The following is a 20,486-nucleotide window of genomic DNA, read 5'->3' as shown; positions in this document are numbered from 1 at the left end:
ACCTAGCCGAATAGATATCGATAGAATTGTGACTTTACGATTCGTTAGAGCATGGTATAGGTTCAAAATGCACAAATAACGATTACTCGGTTCGTAAGCCATACGTGCGGTACCTTTGTTTTCCGCTTGCTACGAATAAGAGCTCCTGTTCAACCATTTTTCTCAGAATTCGCCTGGCATAGCGAACCGTTTCAGACTCAAGCCAGGACAAGCCGGCAGGGACATCAGAGGATATGAATTTGCCAATGAAAGCGAGAACCAGCTGTTGGCAACGTTTGGGCTCTTCCGTAATGGACAGGTAAGCAACGTGAAGAAGCAGCCAGTCTATTTCATTTCCGCTAATGGCGATTAGGGGAAATTCCAAGTTGGCACTTCATGACAGCTTCTATTCCTACCCGCATGTCGGCTGTGCCCGGCTAAGGTCTAGCTGGAAAATAGACCTTAGTTTATTTTCGCCAAAGAAATGTTTTTGTAAAATTAAAATTATATTGAAAACTGAGATCGAAATTAAAGCGTTAAGGAGCTGGTCTCAATAATGACTTCAAATAACCAAAACCACATTGGAGAAACAATGGCTAAGCAACGTTACTGGCAATGGTTACCGTCTCTTTTCAGCGCGTATCCCGCGGTGCATGTGTTGCGTGTGGCCAAGGGCCCTTGATCAAGGGAAAGAGTCGCTCTAATGTGTGGCTTGGCTATGCCGCTTTCATCCTTTCATTTCCATACCCTTTGCTGAAAATCTACTGGTCACTTGGCGGGACCTTATGGGGCGGTCAAAATTTCGGCCATCATTCTGCGTTTGGGAAAATTCTGGTTTTTGGTGCTAGTGCATTGCTTTCCCTTGCTCTTGTCCAAAGATGGGGGCGCATATTCCCCCGTTGGGTCCCGTTTTTTGCTGGCAAAAAAGTTCCTCGCTGGATTTTTATCATTGGAGGTTGGATTGCTGCCTGTATGACAGCTTTCTATATCAAGCATAATTCCATAGAAAGGATGGTTTTCCATGAATTCTATTCCACTTTCTATCAGCGAAGAAATGCATTTACTAGCCTAACAGCTTCAACGTCATTTTTCTCCTACCCAACTTGAGGAGCTCGCTAGAAAAGCTGGCTTCGTCCAACGAAAACGCAAATATACCGCGCAGGATCTGGTTTCCTTATGTGTCTTTTTAAATGATCATGTATCGATGACTCCCCTCGCACGATTATGTAGCCAACTTGATGCCTCCAATCATCTTTCGATGAGCGCAGAATTCAAAGTAATCTGTATCTTAAAAGAATATTTTCTTTCTCTACATGATGCCATAAAAAAGCAAGCGGATGATGTCCAGCGAGTGCTTCTCCAATTCTTTCGGATGATTGAAAAGAATGGACGTAAGTCACATCGGTATGAGAAGAAAACCGTATTTACTCCTTTATCTCATCAAAAATAAAGCCGCTCCGATACCACGTATCGAAGCGGCGTGTTCTTCACGACCAAATATTTATCCAGTGTAGGGTGTAATTATCATTTCGGCAAAATTATGAAAATGAATTACGGCAAGAGGAAGCAAGCAGCTGTGAGAAAGAAAGGGCAGCAGAAAGAGTAACTGCCGGGCTGCATGTTAAGTCACCGTCAGATGATGTCGTTCTTCGGTGTTTATTTGGCTTAACAGAAGAATGGTCTTGTAATAAATCAAACGATATTGTAATATGTCTATAAAATAATAAACAAAAGAAATGAGCGTCTATGAAATGGACTTATCTGAACTGTTTTGGAACGCGCATCTGGACACGCTGAAGCAAGGGTGGGAGCTCAGCGGCGGACAATACGTATGTCTCGTATGCGGCGAAGCTTTCGAGGACGGTGCCGTTTACCCGCACGGGGAACGGCTGTATGAGGCTCGCAAAGCGGTACAATTGCATCAGGCCGACCGGCACGGGTCGATGCTTCATTATTTGCTCGGTCTCGATAAAAAAGCGACCGGCCTGACGGACCTGCAGCGCGACCTGCTGCGTTCGTTCGCCGCCGGGGAAACCGATGCGGAAATTGTCCGGCGCGCCGGATCGGGCAGCGCCTCGACGATCCGCAATCACCGCTTTGCGCTCAAGGAAAAAGCGAAGCAGGCGAAGCTCTTTTTGGCCATTATGGAGCTGATGGACGAGGGTGCGTCCGCAGGACCGAAGTTCGTCCCGGTTCACCGGACGGCGACGCAGGTTGACGAGCGTTACGCGATTACCGAGGACGAGTATGCAGCGTTGCTGGCCAAATATATGCCGGACGGCCCGGAGGGACCGCTCACCGGCTTCCCCCGCAAGGAAAAGCGGAAGGTGGCGCTGCTGCGTCATATTTCGACTTTTTTCGAGCAGGGTCGCACGTATAAGGAGAAAGAGGTTAACGAGGTGCTGAAGCGCTTTTTGGCGGACGATTACGTGACGCTGCGCAGGTACTTGATCGAATACGGATATTTGGACCGCAAGGACGACGGCAGCGCGTATTGGGTGAAGCTGTAGCTTCGCTTGGGCTGCGCCCCCACCGGGACAACATCATCAGTTTTCAAGGTACAAATAAAGAAGAGCAACTACCAAACCGACAGCTGCTCTTAGCATTCAAGGAGGATCGAAATGAACGCGGAACGGAGAAAAATGTTAGTGGCGCAGTATCAGGAGCAGGAGCGCGAGATGGGCGTTTACCGGATCGTTAACCGGAAGAACGGGCGCTCGTTTATTGATTCGACGCTTAATATGAAGGGTGCCTGGCAGAGGGACCGCTTTATGCTGGATATGGGCGGACACCCGAATAAAGAGCTGCAGCAAGAATGGAAGGCAACAGGTGGAGAAGGCTTTGAATTTGAGCTGCTTGAGATTTACGATCCCGGTGAAAAGGTAACGTTCGATTACCGGGACGTGCTTCCGAAAGACGAGGCGCCCAGGACCGGGACACAGCGCAAGTACAAGAAAGGAATCGAGGAGCTGGAGGAGGCTTGGCTGAACAAGCTGCAGCCGTTTGCGCCGGACGGCTATCATCCGCCGCGGCAGGAAGCGGACGGAAAATTGTGACGGAACTTGTAGTACGAATGAATGCGTCACGGCATGAAGACGGGGGAATCGGGGCATTCTAATATAGTATGGTCATCATTGCGCTCTGCCTGAAAGGAATGGTTCCGGATGGATCATCAACATTCTTTATTGTTTGAATTTGCCGACGACAGCTCGGCCGCCCTTGCGTCGGATACGCTTTGCGAGCTCGGCTACGAAGCGGTTAGGGCCGACGGCCACAACGTGTCGCTTTCGATTCACCGCAGCGATCTGACAAGCGCGCTGGAAATCGCGTTTGCGCACGGCGGGCAGCTCCATACGGACTCCGGAGAGCGGGAAGAGCAGCTGACGGCAGCGTCTTACGGAATGAGCACTATGGTTGTGTCGCCGGAAGATATCGATACGATCCCCATCCCCGCCCATATCATCAACGAGGACTGGATTGCCGGTGAGGAATTGCGGAGTTGAAGAGAGGCCTTGCAGGAAACGAAGGAGTAACTTGAAAATGTAAACGAACCGGTCGAGGGGCTGCCCTTGACCGGTTCGTTTGTTGTTGAGCGATTGCGGGCAAGGGTGTCCGTTTACTTTAGATATGTGGACATTTTTCTGCAAATAACGGTTATGTGGTCCGCTGGGATAGCGACTGACTCGCTCAGGGCGATCGCTTCGCCATCCGTTCCCGGCTGACTTACCGGAGGTCCGCAGCGTTCACGGCAAATGCCGCCGCACTGCTGCCCGCGGCATATCCGGTCGAAAATGCGGCCGTTATGTTATAGCCGCCGGTATAACCGTGAATATCGAGAATTTCGCCGCAAAAGTACAGCCCTTCCTTAAGCTTGGAGGCCATTGTGCCCGGATCGATCTCCTTCAGATTGACTCCGCCGCCAGTCACGAAAGCTTCGCTCAGCGAAAGCGTACCATACGCCCGGATCGGAAAAGCTTTGATCAGCTTCGCCAGTTCGAGCCACGGCTGCTTCGGAATGTTGTCCGCGGTAAGGGATTCCGCCAGCCCCGCTTTGCTCAGCAAAACCGGAATGAGCTTGTCCGGCAAATAACTTTTGAGCACGTTGCGGATCGACTTGCGGGCTTCGCTCATGGCGAGCGACATCGTCTCCCGGTACACTTCTTCGGCGCTCTTGCCGGGAAGCAGATCGATCGTAAGCAGCACATTGCCGCCGCCGGACTGCTTCAGCCCTTTGACGACGAACTGGCTGCATCGGAGCGCGGCAGGACCGGAAATGCCGAAGTGGGTGAACAACATGTCTCCCTCATGCGTAACGACCCGCTTGCCCTTTGCATTCCAGACCGACAGTCCGATATTGCGCAGAGACAATCCCTGCAGTTCCTTGCTGACGATAAAAGGTTCATTGGATGTAATCGGCACCTCGGTTGGGTACAGCTCTGTAATCGTGTGCCCCGCTTTCTCTGCCCACTCGTATCCGTCGCCCGTCGAACCGGTATGCGGCACGGATTTGCCGCCGGAAGCGATCACGACGCTCTCGCCCCGGATCGTTTCGCCGGAACGAAGCTTCACTCCGACCGTTCTTCCGCCTTCATACAGCACCTCGGCGACGGGGCTGTTGACGCGGACGGCCACCCCCTGCCTCCGAACTTGGCCCACGAGCGCGTCGACGACCGTCTTTGCCTTGTCCGAGACGGGAAACATGCGGCCGTTGTCTTCTTCCTTGAGACGAATGCCGAGCCGTTCGAAGAACGCAATAATATCTTTATTGCCGAAAACGGACAATGCGCTGTATAAAAACCGGCCGTTGCCGGGAATATGGCGGATCAGTTCATCCCGCTCCTTGTTATTCGTTACGTTGCAGCGGCCCCCGCCGGAAATGCCCAGCTTGCGTCCAAGCCGGTCGCCTTTGTCCAGCAGCAGCGTCTTCGCTCCCGATTCGCTTGCGGCAATCGCTGCCATCAGGCCGGCCGATCCGCCGCCGACGATAATTACATCATAACTCAAAATGCCATTCTCCTTTGGCGGCTGCTCCGCCCGTTCATTAGTCATTCGGAATGAGCCGGCTTACCAAACCGGCTTAGCCCGCAACCGTTTGCTTCCGATTATAGCATAACCGTTACATCATAACCGTTACATCATAATCGTCATAACCGTAACCGTATAGCCGTTTGGCGTATTATCCCCAAAAGCCGCGCGGCGCTTCAAATTATTACAGCTTTTCCATTTTCCCTATAATAGCGCTTGCAAAGCAGCGGGCGGCATGTCAAAATCAAGCTGAATTCATATTGCAGCGCGCCCAAGATGGTATCGGTGCGCTCACCGTACGGACCCGCAAAAATTTATGATTCCGGTTAAGGACCGACAGAATAGAGGGGATTCGAAAAATGCGGCATTACGAATGGGAGCTTCCTGCCGCCGGCGGGATGCTTTTGTATGCGAGAACATGGCAGCCGGACAGCGTGTCGCCGGAAGCTGCGGTATGCCTTGTACACGGGATGGGAGAGCACACCGGCCGTTACGAGCGCGTCGCGCAGAGGCTGACGGATGCGGGCTTCGCCGTACTCGCGTACGATCAGAGAGGGCACGGACGGTCGCCGGGTGCCCGCGGCCATGCGCCGTCCATTGACGCGCTCGCTGCCGACGCAGCCGCTTTCATTGAAGCGGCCGGGGAAAGGCACCCGGGTCTGCCGCGCATTTTGTACGGGCACAGCATGGGCGGAAGCGTCGCCCTCAATACCGCATTGCGGCTGCAGCCGGCCATGAGCGGGCTCGTGCTTTCGAGCCCGTGGCTGCGGCTGGCGATGAATCCGCCAGCCGTCAAGCTGTGGCTCGGCCGCGCCGTCGCGCGGATATGGCCGCAGTTCGCGCAGGCGACGGGAATCCAGGCCGCCGACCTGTTCCGGCCGGAACATTCGCCGGAACGCTATACGCCGGAACATTCGCCGGATCCGTTGTCGCACAAGCGGATAACGGCGGGCATGTTCACGGCACTGGAGTCCGCCGGCGAATGGGCGCTCGCCAATAGCGGGCTTCTGCGCGCGCCGCTGCTGCTGATGCACGGAACGGCTGACCGCATTACATCGTACCGGGCAAGCGAGGAGCTTGCTTCCGGTTTGGGCGCCGCAGCGGAATTCCGCGCCTTCGATGGCTGTTACCACGAGCTGCACAACGACCTGCGGCGGGAAGAAGTAATGAACGTTCTCACAGACTGGATCAAGGCGCGTGTCGCTGCTTCCCGTCGTTAGTTTTGGCGGCAACAAGCAGCCGCTTTCGATAACGCCGGAAAAAGACACGCCGCCATTGTCAAAAGATAGGACCTGTGATTTAATCGGTGTACAAAGACGGTTCGGTCAGGAGTGATTCATTTCCATGTGGAAAGAAATACTTCTCCAGGCATTTATTTCAATCATGCCTGTATTTGCTTTTCAATTGTGGGCAAACAGGTTCGGACTGCGGAAAGGACCTTTATTTTTCGGATTATCGTTCGGTCTGTCGTTGGTGTTATGCTTTGTGCTGGCGGTCCGGCTTCCGAACGGCTTGGATTTTAATATGCATTATTTTCCCTACATCGTCGGTTCGCTATACGGCGGATATCCGGTATTGTTCATCTTAAGCGCGATATTTATCGTCATGCGCATTCCGATGCTTGACGATGTGTGGGAAACATTGGATTTCATCGCGTATCTCGCTATATTTGTGCCGCTTATTATGCTGTCGATCCGGCCCTTCCAGCTGGCGCGCCGCAAAGACAAGACCAAAATCGCATTTGCGCTCTACGGCTGCATCATTGTTTTTTTATTCATCTCGTTGATTTTCTATCTGATTCATTTCGATCAGCAACTGCTTCCGATGCTGCTATTATCCGCGGGCGTCATGGCTCTTGTGGCGGCGATGATCTTGTTTTCGCTGCATACGATCGAGAGCGTGAAAGAAAACTATCAGCTCCAGACTCAACTGAAGCGGATGTCCGCGAATTACCGCAATGAAGTGTACAAGCTGCAGCAGTTTATCGACGAGACGGCGCTCGGGGTCGTGATTGTCGATAGTGACGGCTTCATTACCCATCTGAACGAGATGGTGCTCAAATTGGCGGGCCGTTCTCCGTACGGGAAGAGCAAGCTGGAATATATGGGCAGGCCTTTCCGCGATTTGTTCAACACAAAGGAAACGTTATGCTTCTCCCGCCGGCTTGAGCATGCGATGGTCGGAAGCTCAACATCGGAGCTGGTGGAAATCGGGGAGAAAAAGCTGCTGCAGAACGTGTTCGCCATCCGCGATGCGCAATCGAGCTACATTCTCGGGGCCGCCGTTTTGATCTACGATATTACGGAAATAAGCTGGCTGAGGGATGAGATCGGCAAAATGGAAAGACTCAGCCTGGTCGGCCAAATGGCGGCGAGCATCACGCACGAAATACGCAATCCGATGGCCGTCATCCGCGGGTTCGTGCAGCTGATGCGCGAGCGGAGCCCTGAAAGCCAGCAGGAATACTTCCGGATCGTAATGGATGAATTGGATCGTGCAAATGCCATCATTAACGACTTCCTCTCACTCGCACAAAATCGTATCATCGCAAAAGAAAGCTGCTCCCTGCACGTCATCATGAACGAGCTGATGCCTCTTCTTTGGGCCGATGCAAATCTGAGGGGACAATCGATCGAGCTGGATTTGGCCGACGATATACCGATGCTGGAAATGAACGACAAAGAAATCAAGCAGCTTATTCTCAATTTGGCGCGCAACGGGATGGAAGCGATGGGGGACAAAGGAGTTCTGCATTTGCGGACCGTTAACCTCGGGAACGGGCTTCAGCTGCGGGTCGAAGACGAAGGGATCGGCATATCTAAGGAAAAGATGGACCGGCTGTTCGAGCCTTTTTTTACGACGAAGACAAGGGGGACGGGGCTTGGTCTGCCGCTCTGTCTAAGCATTGCGGAACGTCACAATGGCCGCATCGAGGTGCAGTCGGAAGAGGGCAAGGGGACGGCGTTCATTGTCACGTTTATGAAGAACGGCGGGGCCGTTCCGTTGGCCGCGGCCGTGCGCAGAGCATAACCGTTCCGGGGCGAGGCATACTACCACAAAGCGCCTCATTTTTTTGCGGGCGCAAAACCGCTGCTGCCCAGCAGCTTGGCGCAGCCGGAATTATGGGAGGTATGACGAGCATGAACGATATGACCAATAAGCAGCAAAAGGGTACCGCTCCGCGCAATAAGGACAACTCGGATATTCCCGGCAAAGGAAAGTCGCCGGAATCGGTCGGCTTCGACAAAAAGCTTGACGGCCCGAACCGGCCGGCTACGTAATCGACTTAGCTGTTACCTCGTCTCCCGACTTAAACGTGATGACCGCCCGGAAGCGGGCGGGCAGGACCGGGCAGCCGCGCCTTAATGGCCGGCTGCTTTTTTTTTTTTCGGAGCGGCACTTCATTCATACATTTTCCCAATAAGGTATTATGCGGTATAATAAACAAAATGCTGATTTACAAAATTCTGATTCAATAAGGAGTGTATAAACATGTCCATGTCTTTTGAGCGTTATATGTTAGATATGGTGCAGCCGATGCGCGATGAGCTGACCACTCTCGGCATTCAGGAGCTGCGTACCCCCGAGGAAGTCGAAGAAAAGCTGCCGGCAGCCAAAGGAACGGCGCTTGTCGTCGTCAACTCCGTTTGCGGATGCGCCGCAGGCCAATGCCGTCCGGGCGTTGCCGCCGCGCTGCAGCACGACGTGACACCGGACCACCTGTTCACGGTGTTTGCCGGACAGGATAAAGAAGCAACCGCCAAAGCGCGCGAATATTTCGCACCGTACCCGCCTTCGTCCCCTTCCATCGCGTTGATGAAAGACGGAGAGCTGGTTCATTTTATTGAACGTCATTCGATCGAGAACCGTTCGGCACAGGAGATTGCGGCGGAACTGACATCCGCTTTCGACCGCTTCTGCCGATAATTGTTAGGGGGGATTGCAGTGACGCTGCAGCAGGAGATTATCGCACGTTTGGGCGTTAAACCGGTCATTGACGTGGATGAGGAGATCCGCAAACGGGTCGACTTTTTGAAAAAATATGTTCTGGAGGCCGGCACAACCGGCCTTTTGATCGCCATCAGCGGTGGCATCGACAGCGCGGTTGCGACCGGACTGTGCAAGCTGGCGACCGACGAGCTGACGAAGGAAACGGGCCGTGACTATATGACGCTCGGCGTTTTCCAGCCTTACGGTGAACAGGTTGACATCTCCCACAGCTACGAAGTGGCGGAAGCGTTCAAGCTGGAGCATAAGGTGGAAACGAACATCCAGGAGGCGGTTGACGAGATCGCGCTGGAAGTGGAGCATGCGATGAAAGCCATCGGCGTATCGCGCCATATCAGCCGGGGAGCCAAGGGCAACATTAAGGCTCGCACGCGGATGGTGAAGCAGTACGCGCTTGCGTTCGAATTGAACCTGCTCGTGGTGGGCACGGATCATGCTTCCGAAGCGATTACCGGATTTTTTACGAAGTGGGGCGACGGAGCCGTCGATATTACGCCGCTCACTTCGCTTAACAAGCGTCAAGTGCGCCAGATTGCCGCGCGTCTGGGCGTACCGCAGAGCGTGCTTGACAAAGCGCCGACGGCCGGACTTTGGGAAGGGCAGACCGACGAGACGGAACTCGGCATTACGTACGAGGACAACAGCTCTTATTTGGAAGGCAAGGAAGTGGCCCCTGAAGTTCGCGAGCTGCTGGAGAAGCAATATTTGAAAACCGAACATAAGCGTGCCGCCATTCCGGGCATTTAACCGCCGGTGATTATCGGAATCGGACACGATTTGTGTGATGTTTCCCGGGTGGCCAAGCTGCTGGCAGGGTCATCCGGGGACAAGTTTATGGCGCGGGTTCTGAGCGGCGGGGAGCCCGTTCTTGCCCATTCGCTCGGCGATGCGCGCCGGGCGGAATTCGTCGCGGGCCGCTTCGCAGCCAAGGAAGCCGTTGCCAAGGCGCTCGGCTGCGGCATCGGCGCTTCCGTCGGCTTCACGGACATTGAAATCGGTCGCGACGAACGCGGCAAGCCGCAATGCCGGCTGTCGGACAAGGCATGGGAGCGGCTCGGTTATGACGGCTCCGTCCGCCCGCTTATGCACATCACGATCACGCACGAAAAGGGGCTCGCTTCGGCTTTCGCCGTCGCGGAGCTTCCCGGGGGATCACCTTCATAACTCGCTAATTAACGAACACCCCATCGCTCGAACATCCCGTTCGCTCGAACATCCCGTTCGCCCGAACATCCCTTCCGCTCAAACATCCCGTCCGCTGGCAGATCAGCGGTCCGGGATGTTTTTTTGCGCTTATTTATGAGCGGCGAGCCAGTCGGCCAGTGCTCCAATCTGCTCCTCCGTCAGCCGCTCCTTGAATGCGGGCATCAGACCGCCGCCGTTCGCAATTTGCGCGGCAATCTGCTCCTTCGACCATTTGCCGCCGATCGCGTGAATGTCGGTTTCCGGCCCCATCCGGCCCTGCAAGTCCGTGCCATGGCACGAAATGCAGTTGGCCATATATAAGCCGACTGTTTCTTTGGGGCCATCCGGCATGCCGCTTGACGTGCCGGAAGGGCTGCTCGTGCCGCCGCAGCTGGTAATCAGCAAGGTGGCCGAGCATGCCGCAATAACTCCGGGAAGAGATTTCATCGTGTGGTCCTCCAATATTTTGCCCGATTTTCTATCAATTTGGCTGTCTGATAACTATAATATATATTGGTTCGGGAACAAAGTAAGGATATTGGCAACAATAATTCGTTCAAACAATGGCTCAAAACTATCATTAATGCCTGATGAGATTAGGTGCTTGATGAGATTAGGTGCTGATTGGATATGGAGCGGACAAGAAATCCGCTATTCAAATCGATTCGCAGCATCATCACGAGTGAATGGACAAAAGATCCGTTCAACTCGTTTCATGCCCTATTTTGAATCCAATAGCGGAACCAAGGTCCGGTTCGGTTCATCGACCTGAGATATCGAACCGAAACAGAGCCCGGTGAGAATGGCCAATAGTGCGTATACAAGTAGACCGGCAGCCGCTTCGGCCGGTGCAAGAGCTTAAGGAGGATATTCCACTTTCATGATACACAATGAACAATACCCGCAGCCGGACGAAGCAAAAGCGGTGTTCAGCCGCGAGCTGCTTGCCTGGTACCAGGCGGGCAACCGCAATTTGCCGTGGCGAAAAAGCCGCGATCCGTACCGGGTGTGGGTGTCGGAAATTATGCTGCAGCAGACGCGGGTCGATACCGTTATCCCTTATTACTTGAAGTTTATGGATCGTTTTCCGACGGTCAAGGCGCTGGCGGAAGCGCCGGAAGAGGACGTGCTGAAGCGCTGGGAAGGGCTCGGCTACTATTCGCGGGCCCGCAATCTGCAGGCGGGGGCGCGTCAGGTGATGGAGCTGTACGGCGGCGTCGTGCCGGACGATACGGAAGCGGTGGCCGGCTTGAAAGGGGTCGGCCCCTATACGAAGGGGGCGATCATGAGCATCGCCTTTAACCGACCGGAGCCTGCGGTGGACGGCAATGTAATGCGGGTGCTGTCGCGTTATTTCTGCCTTGAGGACGATATTGCGAAGCCTTCCACAAGGACCGGAATCGAGAAGCTTGCCGTTTCGCTTATTCCGGAAGGGGCGGCCGGCGATTTCAACCAAGCGCTGATGGAGCTGGGAGCGCTCGTATGCACCCCCAAATCGCCGGGCTGTCTCACTTGTCCGGTCATGAGCCACTGCGCCGGACGGATCGCCGGCAAGGAGAACGAGCTGCCGGTGAAGACGAAAGCGAAGCCGCCCAAGCCGCAAATCCGGCTCGGCGCCTTGATTGCCGGCACCGGCGAGCACGCGGGCAAGGTGCTGGTGCGTCAGCGGCCGGACAGCGGGCTGCTTGCCCGGATGTGGGAGCTGCCGCATGTGCTGCTCGAAGAAGACGGCGCGGCGGCAGACAAACCGCGCGGCCGGCGGGCGAAAACGCCGGCCGCGCCGGGAGTCAGGGCGTCGCACGGAAGGCGGGCGGGGTCTCAGGCGGAGCCGGATCTCGAGGAGCGCGCGGCTGACGCCCGCGAGCTGCGGAGGCTGATGAGCGCCGAGACGGGGCTTATCGTGAGCGCCCGCAGCTGGCTGGCGGTCCATGAGCATACGTTCAGCCACCTGCACTGGACGGTGAAGGTATACCTGGCCGAGCTCGGAGAGTCCGGACGGATCTGGAGCGTTCCGCTCGCGGCCGCCGAATCGGCGGCGGCGTACAGCGCGGCGCCAGGCCGGGGCGGCGGAGAAAACGGAGGCAAGCCGGGGAGCATCGACAGAGGTGGAGATAGCGGCAGCGACATAAGCATCAGCGAGCTGAGCATAAGCGCCGGCAATGAAGCGGGCGGCGGCAAGCCGCGGCTCGGCAGCATCGGCGGTGAGTTCGCTGTTGGCGAAACCCGGGGGGCGTCCGCCGTCGGCGAATCCGGCGGTGCGTCGGAGGGACTCGCGCCGACGGCCGGCGCAGCGGATAAGCTGCCGCCGGGCTACCGCTGGATCGGGCCGGAGCAGATGCGGGAGCTGGCGTTCCCGAATCTTTTTGCCAAAATATTAAACGATTACTGGGATGAAGCGGACTAACGGCAGAGGAGAGTGGCCTGTGAGTTTATTGAATGTACTGCTTGAAGAGAAGATCGTCGCCATATTCAGAGGGATCGAAGACCGCCATGCGGACCGCGCGGCAAGAGCGCTTGCGGACGGCGGAATCCGGCTGATGGAAGTGACGATGAATACGGACGGAGCGCTCGGTATTATTGCGCGCTGGCGCTCCTTGTTCGGCAGCGAAGCTTATATCGGCGCCGGCACGGTGCTCGATTTGAAGCAGGCGAAGGAAGCGGAAGCGGCAGGTGCGCAGTTTCTCATTTCGCCCAATCTTGATGAGGAAGTGGTCGCCTACGGGGCGAGCCGCGGGCTGTCGGTTTGGCCCGGCGTCATGACGCCGACGGAAATCGTGCGGGCGTGGAAAGCGGGAGCGGAAGCGGTCAAAATTTTTCCGATGACATCGCTGGGCCTCGCCTATCTGTCGGAGCTGAAAGCGCCGCTGAACCATATCCCGATGATGGCGACGGGCGGCGTCACGCTGGACAACATCGCCGATTACTTCAAGTCTGGCGCGGCTGCGGTCGGCATGGGCAGCAAGCTCGTCAACCTGGACTGGGTACGGGAAGGCAGATTCGATCTGGTGGAGGAACGCGCGCGCGCATTTGTGTCGGTTGTTAAGGCGTACGTTCACGCTAACTAAAATAATACTGAACACCCTTAAACACATCGCGGAGTCCGGGACGGGATTGAAATAAAGTCACGGACTGCTGCTGCCTTTTTTGCGGATAGGACAGTGCTATGGATCAGTCATCGGCTGCGTGGGCTTGAATCGACGGGCCGCATTGCTGATAAAATTTGGCCGCTTCCATTCCTATTTTCAGCTTCTTTGGAGCATTATCCCCTTCGCTCAGAAACAGGCGCTTTGAGCGCCTTCCGAGTTCTTCATACTGCTACGGGACCGTCAGATCGCCACCAGATCTGCCATTTACTTCTAATCAGGAATGGATAATGAATTTTTGAAAGCGGAATTTGTACGCGATGTACGCGCAGTCTATCGTGCATTTATAATCTTTGGAGCATTATCCCCTTCACTCAGAAACAGGCCAGTTGAACTGCTAGGAAATACGGAAACGCTAGAATATATCGATAGATACGAAAGTGGGAAGAGTGGCATACAGCAGGCACAGTCATCTTCTAAGTACCAGCATGTTCTAAGTACCAGCATCTTCAGGTTCTTCTCGATTGTAAAGCTCAGCTTGCAATATCAAACTTTATCAAACCGGTATGTTCACAATTTTCTGCATCAAGCCAGCCGGCAGATCGTAGATCTGGCTGTGGAGCATCAATGCCGCACGATCGTCATCGGCAAGATGAAAGGCATTAAGCACGAACATCCGTGCAAAATGTTTGTCCAAATCCCTCATGCCCGTTTCGTTGATCTCATCACCTATAAGGCAAAGCTCGCTGGGATTAAAGTAACCAGGCAGAATGAAGCCTACACGAGCGGCTGTTCGGCTTTGGACGAAGAGAACATTTCGCAGAAATCGTATGCGCCGGGGCGCCGGATTCATCGCGGGCTATTCGTATCGAATATGGGACTTGCGATCAATGCGGATGTAAATGGAAGTCTGAATATATTGCGGAAATACATGAAGCAAAAAGGTAGTCCTGATCTGATTCGTTCAGCAAGGGATAATGGGTGCTTGAAGCATCCGAAGCGTATCCTAGTCGGCTAAGACTTGGAACGTTGAATCCCCCACCTCTAAGGCTACAACCCGTAGGTGGCGGGAGACTTCAACGCAATACTTCTTCGGAATGCCGCAGACTCGAGTTCAGCTATCAACTTCTTCGGAATGCCGCAGACTCGAGTTCAGCTATCAACTTCTTCGGAATGCCGCAGTCTTGAGATCAGTTATCAAATTCTTGGAAAGCAGGTCAAGCCGAGTTATCAACTTTTTAGGAATTGCGGTTTTGACTTCTGCGAAGTTTTCGAGTCATTCTGAGTTAATGGGATAATACCCAAAAAGGTGTTCAAACACCACCATACGTTCATGGACTGAGAAATTCTGAGTTAATGGGATAATACTCAAAAGGTGTTCAAACACCAGCACCATATGGTGGTGGACTGAGAAATCGGGACCGGCGGGCGGATACAAAAAAACGTCCACAGCTCGCCGCGCCAGAAAATTACACCGTTAGAGCGATAACTCTAGTCATTTAGCGTTATTTAGCGTTATTTAGCGTTATTTAGCGTTCCTTTGATCGAAATATGCGCACTGCCCGCGACTTGTATAACGGGAGCCCGTTCTCCGGGGGTAACGGTGACAAACAAAGTCCCCGGACGGCCGATCGCGTGGCCTTGCGCAATTCGCAGTCGGCGGGAGTCCGCCGAGATAATGCCTTCCAACAATAGGTAGCCGGCCAAGGCGCCGTTCGCCGCGCCTGTAACAGGGTCCTCTGGAATTCCGACAGCAGGGGCAAAATCGCGCGTATAAAGATCGTAGTTATCGTCCTGCGTGTCGAACGTGAACAGATGAGTCGTGCTGATCCGGAACCGCCGGTTCATTGCAGCCAATTCCGGCAATAAAGGGCGTGCGACGTCAATGGCCTCGCGGGTTTTGACAGGCAACAGCAAATGCCAGTTTCCGGTATAGCCGAGCTTGATTGGACTGCGCGGGTCTACATCCGACGGCGAAATACCGGCCAGCCGCGCAATCTCCTCCGTCGTCACATCGATTTCCTGCAGCTTGGGAGCAACCTGAGTCATGGTTACAAGCTTCAATCGGTCGTCTTCCTTTAGAAGATCGACCGGAACGAGCCCGATATTGGTTTCGAAAACGACCCGTTCCGCTTTTTCGGCCCAGCCGTACTCACTCCCCAAAACCCATGCCGCGGCTACCGTAGCGTGCCCACAGAAATCAATCTCCTCCTGCGGCGTGAAGTAACGCACGCGAAAATCGGCGTCCGGATGATTCGATAGCGCCAGGAAAGCCGTCTCGGATTGTTTCAGTTCAGCGGCGATTTGCAGCATTCTCTTTTCTCCGAGTCCGTCCGCTTCGGGAACGACTCCGGCCGCATTTCCGCTGAAAGGGGTGTCTGTGAATGCATCGACAATATACAACTGTCTTTCTCCGGTACTGTCCATTATTATCCCTCCATTTTTACATCCTTGCTGCGCTTATTGAGAGTCCTTGTGATGTCTTAATCCGTATGATAGACTTTCTATTAATATAAGTAAAATGAATAATAATTATATTAAAGATAAGGATTTACTTATGACCATTACTCAGTTCATCGTATTGATTAAAGTCATCGATTTGGGAAGCTTCTCCAAAGCCGCGGAAGCGTTAAATATGACTCAACCGGCCGTAAGTCATGCCATATCCAGTCTCGAAGCCGATTTGGGAGTCACCCTTTTGATTCGCGACCGCCGAAGAGGATTGATGTTATCCGACGTTGGCAAACGGATTCTCATTCACGTTCGGGGGATATTAAATCTGCTTGAAATTATCGAACAGGAAGTAACAGCCGAGAAAGGATTGGAAGCGGGAACCTTGCGAATCGGAAGTTTCCCGAGCGCCTCGGCCCGGTTCCTTCCCCAAATAATCGGTGAATTTCGCAGCGAATACCCGAATGTGGAAATTATCCTGCTGGAAGGGACTTATCATGAAGTGGAGGAATGGCTGAATACCCGTGTCATCGACATCGGAATCGTTCTCCTTCCCAATAAGGATATGGACATTATCCCTTTCACCAAAGACAAAATGGTTGCCGTGCTGCCGAGCGGCCATCCCCTTCGAAATAAGCCGTTCATCCGCATTGAGGAATTGAACAATGAACCGTTCATTATGCCACGAGGATACGAGGCGCCCATTGTCAACTTGTTTAAGCAAGCGAAGACGAAGCTGCGAATGGAGTTCCAAGTCTTGAACACGGTCACGATAATAAAAATGATCGAGCAGGGGCTGGGCCTTTCGATTTTAGGCGAATTAGCGCTACCCGATGGTGATCTGCCGGAAGTGCAGATTCGAGATTTGGAGCCAGCTGTATGGAGGCATCTGGGTCTGGCTTGTCCGTCTTTCAAAGAAGCATCGCCGGCAGTGAATTTATTTGTCCGACTCGCGCTGGATTTATTCAGCAATAACGATAAGACGAAATGAATCAAGTCACGATGTCGATAACGATACCTGCAATTCCGACGATCATGCACATGATCCCGCCAAAGCGTGTATTCCAAACATAAAGGTCCGAAGGCTCTGTGCCGTCCTTAGATGTCCATCGTTCAGTGATGCTCCAGAATAGGGAAGTTTTGAAAACCATTAAAAATCCTGCAAGAAGAAGAAAAATGGCTATAAAAGTCATTATACTGCCCTCACTAGATTATGACTTAGGAGATTCATACCTTATTACGAATCGACGGGATATGCGTTTCGATGCATTCCCATCCGCAGGGAAAAGCTTCGGCTAAAAAAAAGTGCCTGCGGAGAAATCCGCAGGCCAATTAGAGAGAATCTATAATAAAGGGGGGTCATAGCGTTATTATAAAATTGCTATCTTAACGCAACCTGAACGAAACCTTATAATTTCCTTAAAATTTTTTTCATCCTCTCGCAGAACCCCGGAACACAACATCCGTTTTCAAATAAATCGTTTCCTGGTGCCGGCCGGGCTGGGCAATGCGGGCCAAAACCGACTCGGCCGCACGCTCGCCGATTTCGTATTTATAGGTGCGGACGGTGGTCAACGGCGAATCAATCATCCCGGCACCGGGGATATCGTCGAATCCGACAACCTGACAATCCAAGGGCGTTGGCAATTTGCTGGATCGTTACTTTTGATCCCATTTCGTTCTCCTTTGTACCATTCAACATGCCAAAAAGAATCAATGACATCGCATCTCAAATTTGTGCAAATGTAAACATCCTGTTCGTTGACGTTTTAATTATGTAAGCGGTATAATTCAGTTGTCTTTATGGTTATTTTGATATAATTTTAGTTTACAAATGCACAAATTAACTGGCGCAATGAAAAAGACAACGGCAACATAGAAAGGAGACAAGGAATGATCGCACAAACGGATTACAAGGAGCTTTACCGGCCGCAATTTCATCTTACACCGCCTGCAGGACCGATGAGCGACCCGAACGGGATGGTCTTTTTTGAAGGCGAATATCATCAGTTTTATCAGTATTCAGGCCAGTGGGGGCATGCGGTCAGCACCGATCTTGTGCACTGGGAGCATCTTCCTTTGGCGCTTGTGCGCGACGAGCTGGGCGACTGCTGGTCCGGCAGTGCCGTCGTCGATTGGGACGACTCCAGCGGACTGTTCGGAGGGAGCGCCGGGCTCGTTGCGCTGTTCACCCACTTCAAGGACGGGCTCCAGTCGCTGAGTCTGGCCTACAGCGCCGACCGCGGGCGCACATGGATTAAATATGCCGGCAATCCCGTCATTCCGAATCCGGGTTTGAAAGATTTCCGCGATCCGAAGGTGCTGCGGCATAAGGAGAGCGGCAAGTGGGTGATGGTCGTTTCCGCCGACCAGTGCGTGCACTTCTACAGCTCGGACAATTTGATCGACTGGACGTTTGAAAGCGAATTCGGGGAAGGTCAAGGGTCTCATGTTGCAGTATGGGAATGTCCCGACCTGTTCGCGCTGCCGATTGACGGGAACCCGGACCGGCTGAAATGGGTGCTGCATGTGAGCCTGGGAGACAATGCGGAAACCGACGGCTCGACCGCGCAATATTTTATCGGCGAATTCGACGGCCGGACGTTTGTGAACGATCTGCCGGCTGCGGAAGTCCGCTGGACCGATTACGGCCAAGACTTTTATGCCGCCGTATCATACTCGGATGTCCCGGATGAAGACGGCCGGCGCATATGGCTCGGGTGGACGTCGAATTGGAAGTATCCGTTCGAAGGACCGACCGAGCCGTGGAAAGGCGGCATGTCGATCCCGCGTTCACTCTCGCTTAAAACGCTGCAGGACGGCACGATCGGCCTCGTACAGCAGCCGGCCCAAGAGCTGCAGCGGCTGCGCGAGGGCCGCCGGGAATTTCAGCCGGCAGTCGTAGGCGACGGGGCGCTTTCCCTCGATTTTAGCGGATCCTCCTATGAGCTCGTAACCGAAATTGAGTGGGAAGACGCGGAGGAATTCGGGATCCGTCTTTGCGTTTCGGACCGGGAAGCGACCGCCGTCGGATACAGCCCTAATAACGCGTGCCTGTTTCTGGACCGTACGCGGTCGGGATTCTCGGACATTCAGAGCCGAAGCGGCGGGCCGGCCGGATTCGCCAAGCGGTTCGAGGCGCCTTACAGCACTGCGGAACGCCGGGTAAAGCTGCACGTATTCGTAGACGTTTCCATCGTTGAAGTGTTTGTCGATGACGGGGAGCGCGTAATTACGTCGCTCATTTATCCGGACGCCGCAAGCGGCTCCCTGGAGCTTTATGCGAGCGGCGGAAGCGCGCTTTTTTCCAATTTGAACATTTACCCGCTTCGTTCCATTTGGTGATTGAGGCCGATCGCTCATCTGCAACATTCGCGGACCGAGGATCTGTTATTCGTTCATGGATCAGTCAATTCGTGTTGATTTACAGCGATTAACGGCTCCTCGGTCCGCCTACATGCAAAAAAACGAGCGATTGGAGGTATATAGCGGCTCATGTGTCCGCTTGCGTCGATTCCTCCATGCGGTCTGATTTCAAAACCTAAGCCTATGCTTTCGATGCTCATGATTTGACTCCGTCAAAACCTTTGGGAGGGATTGCGATGAAACTCGGATTTATTGGCTGCGGCATTATATCGGACGCCCATTTGCAAGGGCTCATTTCGTTAAAGAACGAAGGGAAGCCCGCTTTCGATATTGCCGCCGTTTGCGACCTAGACCCCGACAAAGCGGGGCGGTTCGCGGCGAAGGTAAGCGAGGAAACGGGAGTTAGACCGAACGTTTACACCGATTACCGGAAGATGCTCGAGCGGGAAAATCTGGCTGCGGTTTCGATACTTGTTACGCATGACGTCCACCATACCGTTGCCGAAGATTGCTTCGCGGCGGGCGTTCATGTCCAAATGCAGAAGCCGCTCGCCATCTCCCCGTCGTTCGGCCGCAAAATGATCGATGATGCCGCCAAATACGGCAAAGTGCTTACCCTGTGCGAGCCGAGCATACTCGGCGCGGGCAATGTGGCGACGGCCAAAGCGGTGCAGGACGGTCTGATCGGCAGTGTGTACCTCGTGATGGACTATGCGACAAGTCCGGTTCGGAACGGATTTTTTGCCGGAACGCCATGGCGTCATATGAAAGGGCGCGCGGGAGCGGGATGGATCAATGACCACGGCGTTCACCGCACGCATTCGTTTCTCGAAGTCGTCGGCGCCGTTGATGAAGTGTTTGCGTATACGAAAATTTTTGAAAAAGTGCGCACCGACGGAAGCGTCACGATCGAGCCGACGGGAGAGGATGTGGCCGTAACGGTGCTGCGCTTTGCAGGCGGCGCGCTCGGGCATTGGATGTGCGCGACGGCAATCCACGGCGAAGGGACCGGGGGCCTGCACCTTTACGGCAGCAAAGGCAGCCTCCGGCCCGGCCAGCACGCATTGCTCGACTCCGGCAGCCGCATTTCCCATCAAGAGCTGATCGAGCAGTATGCCGGGAATGTCGTGCAGGACCCGTTTGCCCATTCGTTCCAGGAACTGTGGGACGCTATCGCGGACGGAACGCCTCCTCTTTCCAGCTCCGCCAAATGTCTGGAGGCGCTCAGCGTCGTCTTTGCCGCGCTGGAATCGGCACATACCGGCCAGCCTGTGAAGGTGAGCGAGATTGTGGACGGGAGCAGGCATGCATATGAAGACACGGTCATCGCGGAAATGTCCATGTAACGGGAGTTGGATTTTCGGGAGAGCGAAATGTTTGAAAATAAAT

At 54.0% G+C, this 20,486-nt stretch carries 21 protein-coding genes and 1 pseudogene; 16 read left to right on the top strand and 6 right to left on the bottom strand.

From position 1 onward, the window contains the following. Window positions 1-82 precede the first annotated feature (82 nt). A pseudogene (locus VN24_RS28680) lies at window positions 83-325 on the bottom strand (transcriptional regulator); the annotation flags it as partial. Window positions 326-684: 359 nt separating this feature from the next. Between VN24_RS28680 and VN24_RS26785 the strand changes: the two are divergent. The 4 genes from VN24_RS26785 (at window position 685) to VN24_RS04545 (ending at window position 3,482) form a co-directional block, all read left to right on the top strand. After that, window positions 685-1,086: a hypothetical protein gene (locus VN24_RS26785; protein WP_082083617.1), complete on the top strand. Its 402-nt coding sequence runs from the start codon at window positions 685-687 to the stop codon at window positions 1,084-1,086. A gap of 644 nt (window positions 1,087-1,730) precedes the next feature. Next, complete coding sequence (locus tag VN24_RS04555) at window positions 1,731-2,489, top strand: DUF2087 domain-containing protein (RefSeq protein WP_045669449.1); 759 nt, start codon at window positions 1,731-1,733, stop codon at window positions 2,487-2,489. 111 nt (window positions 2,490-2,600) lie between these two features. Continuing rightward, window positions 2,601-3,035, top strand: a complete 435-nt coding sequence (locus tag VN24_RS04550; RefSeq protein ID WP_052702786.1) for a GIY-YIG nuclease family protein — start codon at window positions 2,601-2,603, stop codon at window positions 3,033-3,035. 108 nt (window positions 3,036-3,143) lie between these two features. Beyond that, on the top strand, window positions 3,144-3,482 hold the full coding sequence (locus tag VN24_RS04545) for a hypothetical protein (protein WP_052702785.1): 339 nt from the start codon (window positions 3,144-3,146) through the stop codon (window positions 3,480-3,482). Window positions 3,483-3,702: 220 nt separating this feature from the next. Here the strand turns inward: VN24_RS04545 and VN24_RS04540 are convergent, their stop codons facing one another. Then, window positions 3,703-4,983 (bottom strand): BaiN/RdsA family NAD(P)/FAD-dependent oxidoreductase, encoded by a 1,281-nt coding sequence (locus VN24_RS04540; RefSeq protein ID WP_045669448.1) that lies wholly within the window; start codon window positions 4,981-4,983, stop codon window positions 3,703-3,705. 380 nt (window positions 4,984-5,363) lie between these two features. Between VN24_RS04540 and VN24_RS04535 the strand changes: the two genes are divergently transcribed. From VN24_RS04535 to acpS, 6 genes are all read left to right on the top strand, one after another. Next, on the top strand, window positions 5,364-6,224 hold the full coding sequence (locus VN24_RS04535; protein WP_045669447.1) for an alpha/beta hydrolase: 861 nt from the start codon (window positions 5,364-5,366) through the stop codon (window positions 6,222-6,224). 124 nt (window positions 6,225-6,348) lie between these two features. Then, window positions 6,349-8,034, top strand: coding sequence for an ATP-binding protein (locus VN24_RS04530; protein WP_045669446.1), 1,686 nt, complete (start codon window positions 6,349-6,351; stop codon window positions 8,032-8,034). Window positions 8,035-8,144: 110 nt separating this feature from the next. Next, complete coding sequence (locus VN24_RS27610) at window positions 8,145-8,285, top strand: hypothetical protein (protein WP_158453646.1); 141 nt, start codon at window positions 8,145-8,147, stop codon at window positions 8,283-8,285. A 211-nt stretch (window positions 8,286-8,496) separates the two neighbouring features. Continuing rightward, window positions 8,497-8,931 carry a BrxA/BrxB family bacilliredoxin gene (locus tag VN24_RS04525; protein ID WP_045669445.1) on the top strand — a complete coding sequence of 145 codons (435 nt, stop codon included), beginning with the start codon at window positions 8,497-8,499 and terminating at the stop codon, window positions 8,929-8,931. A gap of 18 nt (window positions 8,932-8,949) precedes the next feature. Further along, window positions 8,950-9,759, top strand: a complete 810-nt coding sequence (gene nadE, locus VN24_RS04520; RefSeq protein ID WP_045669444.1) for an ammonia-dependent NAD(+) synthetase — start codon at window positions 8,950-8,952, stop codon at window positions 9,757-9,759. Window positions 9,760-9,765: 6 nt separating this feature from the next. Next, complete coding sequence (acpS, locus tag VN24_RS04515; protein ID WP_045669443.1) at window positions 9,766-10,176, top strand: holo-ACP synthase; 411 nt, start codon at window positions 9,766-9,768, stop codon at window positions 10,174-10,176. A gap of 129 nt (window positions 10,177-10,305) precedes the next feature. On the opposite strand, the gene VN24_RS04510 is transcribed toward acpS, so the two are convergent. Further along, the gene (locus VN24_RS04510) at window positions 10,306-10,644 is read right to left on the bottom strand and encodes a c-type cytochrome (protein WP_045669442.1); all 339 of its coding nucleotides are present in this window, start codon (window positions 10,642-10,644) and stop codon (window positions 10,306-10,308) included. A gap of 433 nt (window positions 10,645-11,077) precedes the next feature. Here VN24_RS04510 and mutY point away from each other — a divergent pair, with 433 nt between their 5' ends. From mutY to VN24_RS26170, 3 genes are all read left to right on the top strand, one after another. Then, on the top strand, window positions 11,078-12,601 hold the full coding sequence (gene mutY, locus VN24_RS04505; protein WP_045669441.1) for an A/G-specific adenine glycosylase: 1,524 nt from the start codon (window positions 11,078-11,080) through the stop codon (window positions 12,599-12,601). After that, a complete protein-coding gene (locus tag VN24_RS04500) occupies window positions 12,588-13,262 on the top strand; it encodes a bifunctional 4-hydroxy-2-oxoglutarate aldolase/2-dehydro-3-deoxy-phosphogluconate aldolase (RefSeq protein ID WP_045669440.1) in 675 nt (224 codons plus the stop codon). The genes mutY and VN24_RS04500 overlap by 14 nt, the downstream gene beginning before the upstream one ends. Before the next feature lie 316 nt (window positions 13,263-13,578). After that, window positions 13,579-14,298 carry an IS200/IS605 family accessory protein TnpB-related protein gene (locus tag VN24_RS26170; protein WP_052702784.1) on the top strand — a complete coding sequence of 240 codons (720 nt, stop codon included), beginning with the start codon at window positions 13,579-13,581 and terminating at the stop codon, window positions 14,296-14,298. Window positions 14,299-14,795: 497 nt separating this feature from the next. On the opposite strand, the gene VN24_RS04490 is transcribed toward VN24_RS26170, so the two are convergent. Continuing rightward, window positions 14,796-15,707 carry a PhzF family phenazine biosynthesis protein gene (locus VN24_RS04490; protein WP_045669439.1) on the bottom strand — a complete coding sequence of 304 codons (912 nt, stop codon included), beginning with the start codon at window positions 15,705-15,707 and terminating at the stop codon, window positions 14,796-14,798. A gap of 130 nt (window positions 15,708-15,837) precedes the next feature. Here VN24_RS04490 and VN24_RS04485 point away from each other — a divergent pair, with 130 nt between their 5' ends. After that, window positions 15,838-16,722, top strand: a complete 885-nt coding sequence (locus tag VN24_RS04485) for a LysR family transcriptional regulator (RefSeq protein ID WP_045669438.1) — start codon at window positions 15,838-15,840, stop codon at window positions 16,720-16,722. Between the two features lies 1 nt (window position 16,723). Here VN24_RS04485 and VN24_RS28560 read toward each other — a convergent pair whose 3' ends face one another. Together VN24_RS28560 and VN24_RS04475 are read right to left on the bottom strand one after the other, a co-directional pair. Then, a complete protein-coding gene (locus VN24_RS28560) occupies window positions 16,724-16,924 on the bottom strand; it encodes a DUF6199 family natural product biosynthesis protein (RefSeq protein ID WP_045669437.1) in 201 nt (66 codons plus the stop codon). Window positions 16,925-17,162: 238 nt separating this feature from the next. Next, complete coding sequence (locus VN24_RS04475) at window positions 17,163-17,378, bottom strand: substrate-binding domain-containing protein (RefSeq protein WP_045669436.1); 216 nt, start codon at window positions 17,376-17,378, stop codon at window positions 17,163-17,165. A gap of 246 nt (window positions 17,379-17,624) precedes the next feature. On the opposite strand from VN24_RS04475, the gene VN24_RS04470 reads away from it, so the two are divergent. Together VN24_RS04470 and VN24_RS04465 are read left to right on the top strand one after the other, a co-directional pair. Continuing rightward, window positions 17,625-19,076, top strand: a complete 1,452-nt coding sequence (locus tag VN24_RS04470; RefSeq protein ID WP_052702783.1) for a glycoside hydrolase family 32 protein — start codon at window positions 17,625-17,627, stop codon at window positions 19,074-19,076. Between the two features lie 257 nt (window positions 19,077-19,333). Continuing rightward, window positions 19,334-20,443, top strand: coding sequence for a Gfo/Idh/MocA family protein (locus tag VN24_RS04465; RefSeq protein ID WP_045669434.1), 1,110 nt, complete (start codon window positions 19,334-19,336; stop codon window positions 20,441-20,443). The last annotated feature ends 43 nt before the right edge of the window (window positions 20,444-20,486 follow it).

Origin of the sequence: Paenibacillus beijingensis (assembly GCF_000961095.1) — a bacterium.
Taxonomy (GTDB): domain Bacteria; phylum Bacillota; class Bacilli; order Paenibacillales; family Paenibacillaceae; genus Paenibacillus_O; species Paenibacillus_O beijingensis.
The sequence above is the reverse complement of the archived record's forward strand: the minus strand, read 5'-3'. Positions and strand labels throughout refer to the sequence as shown.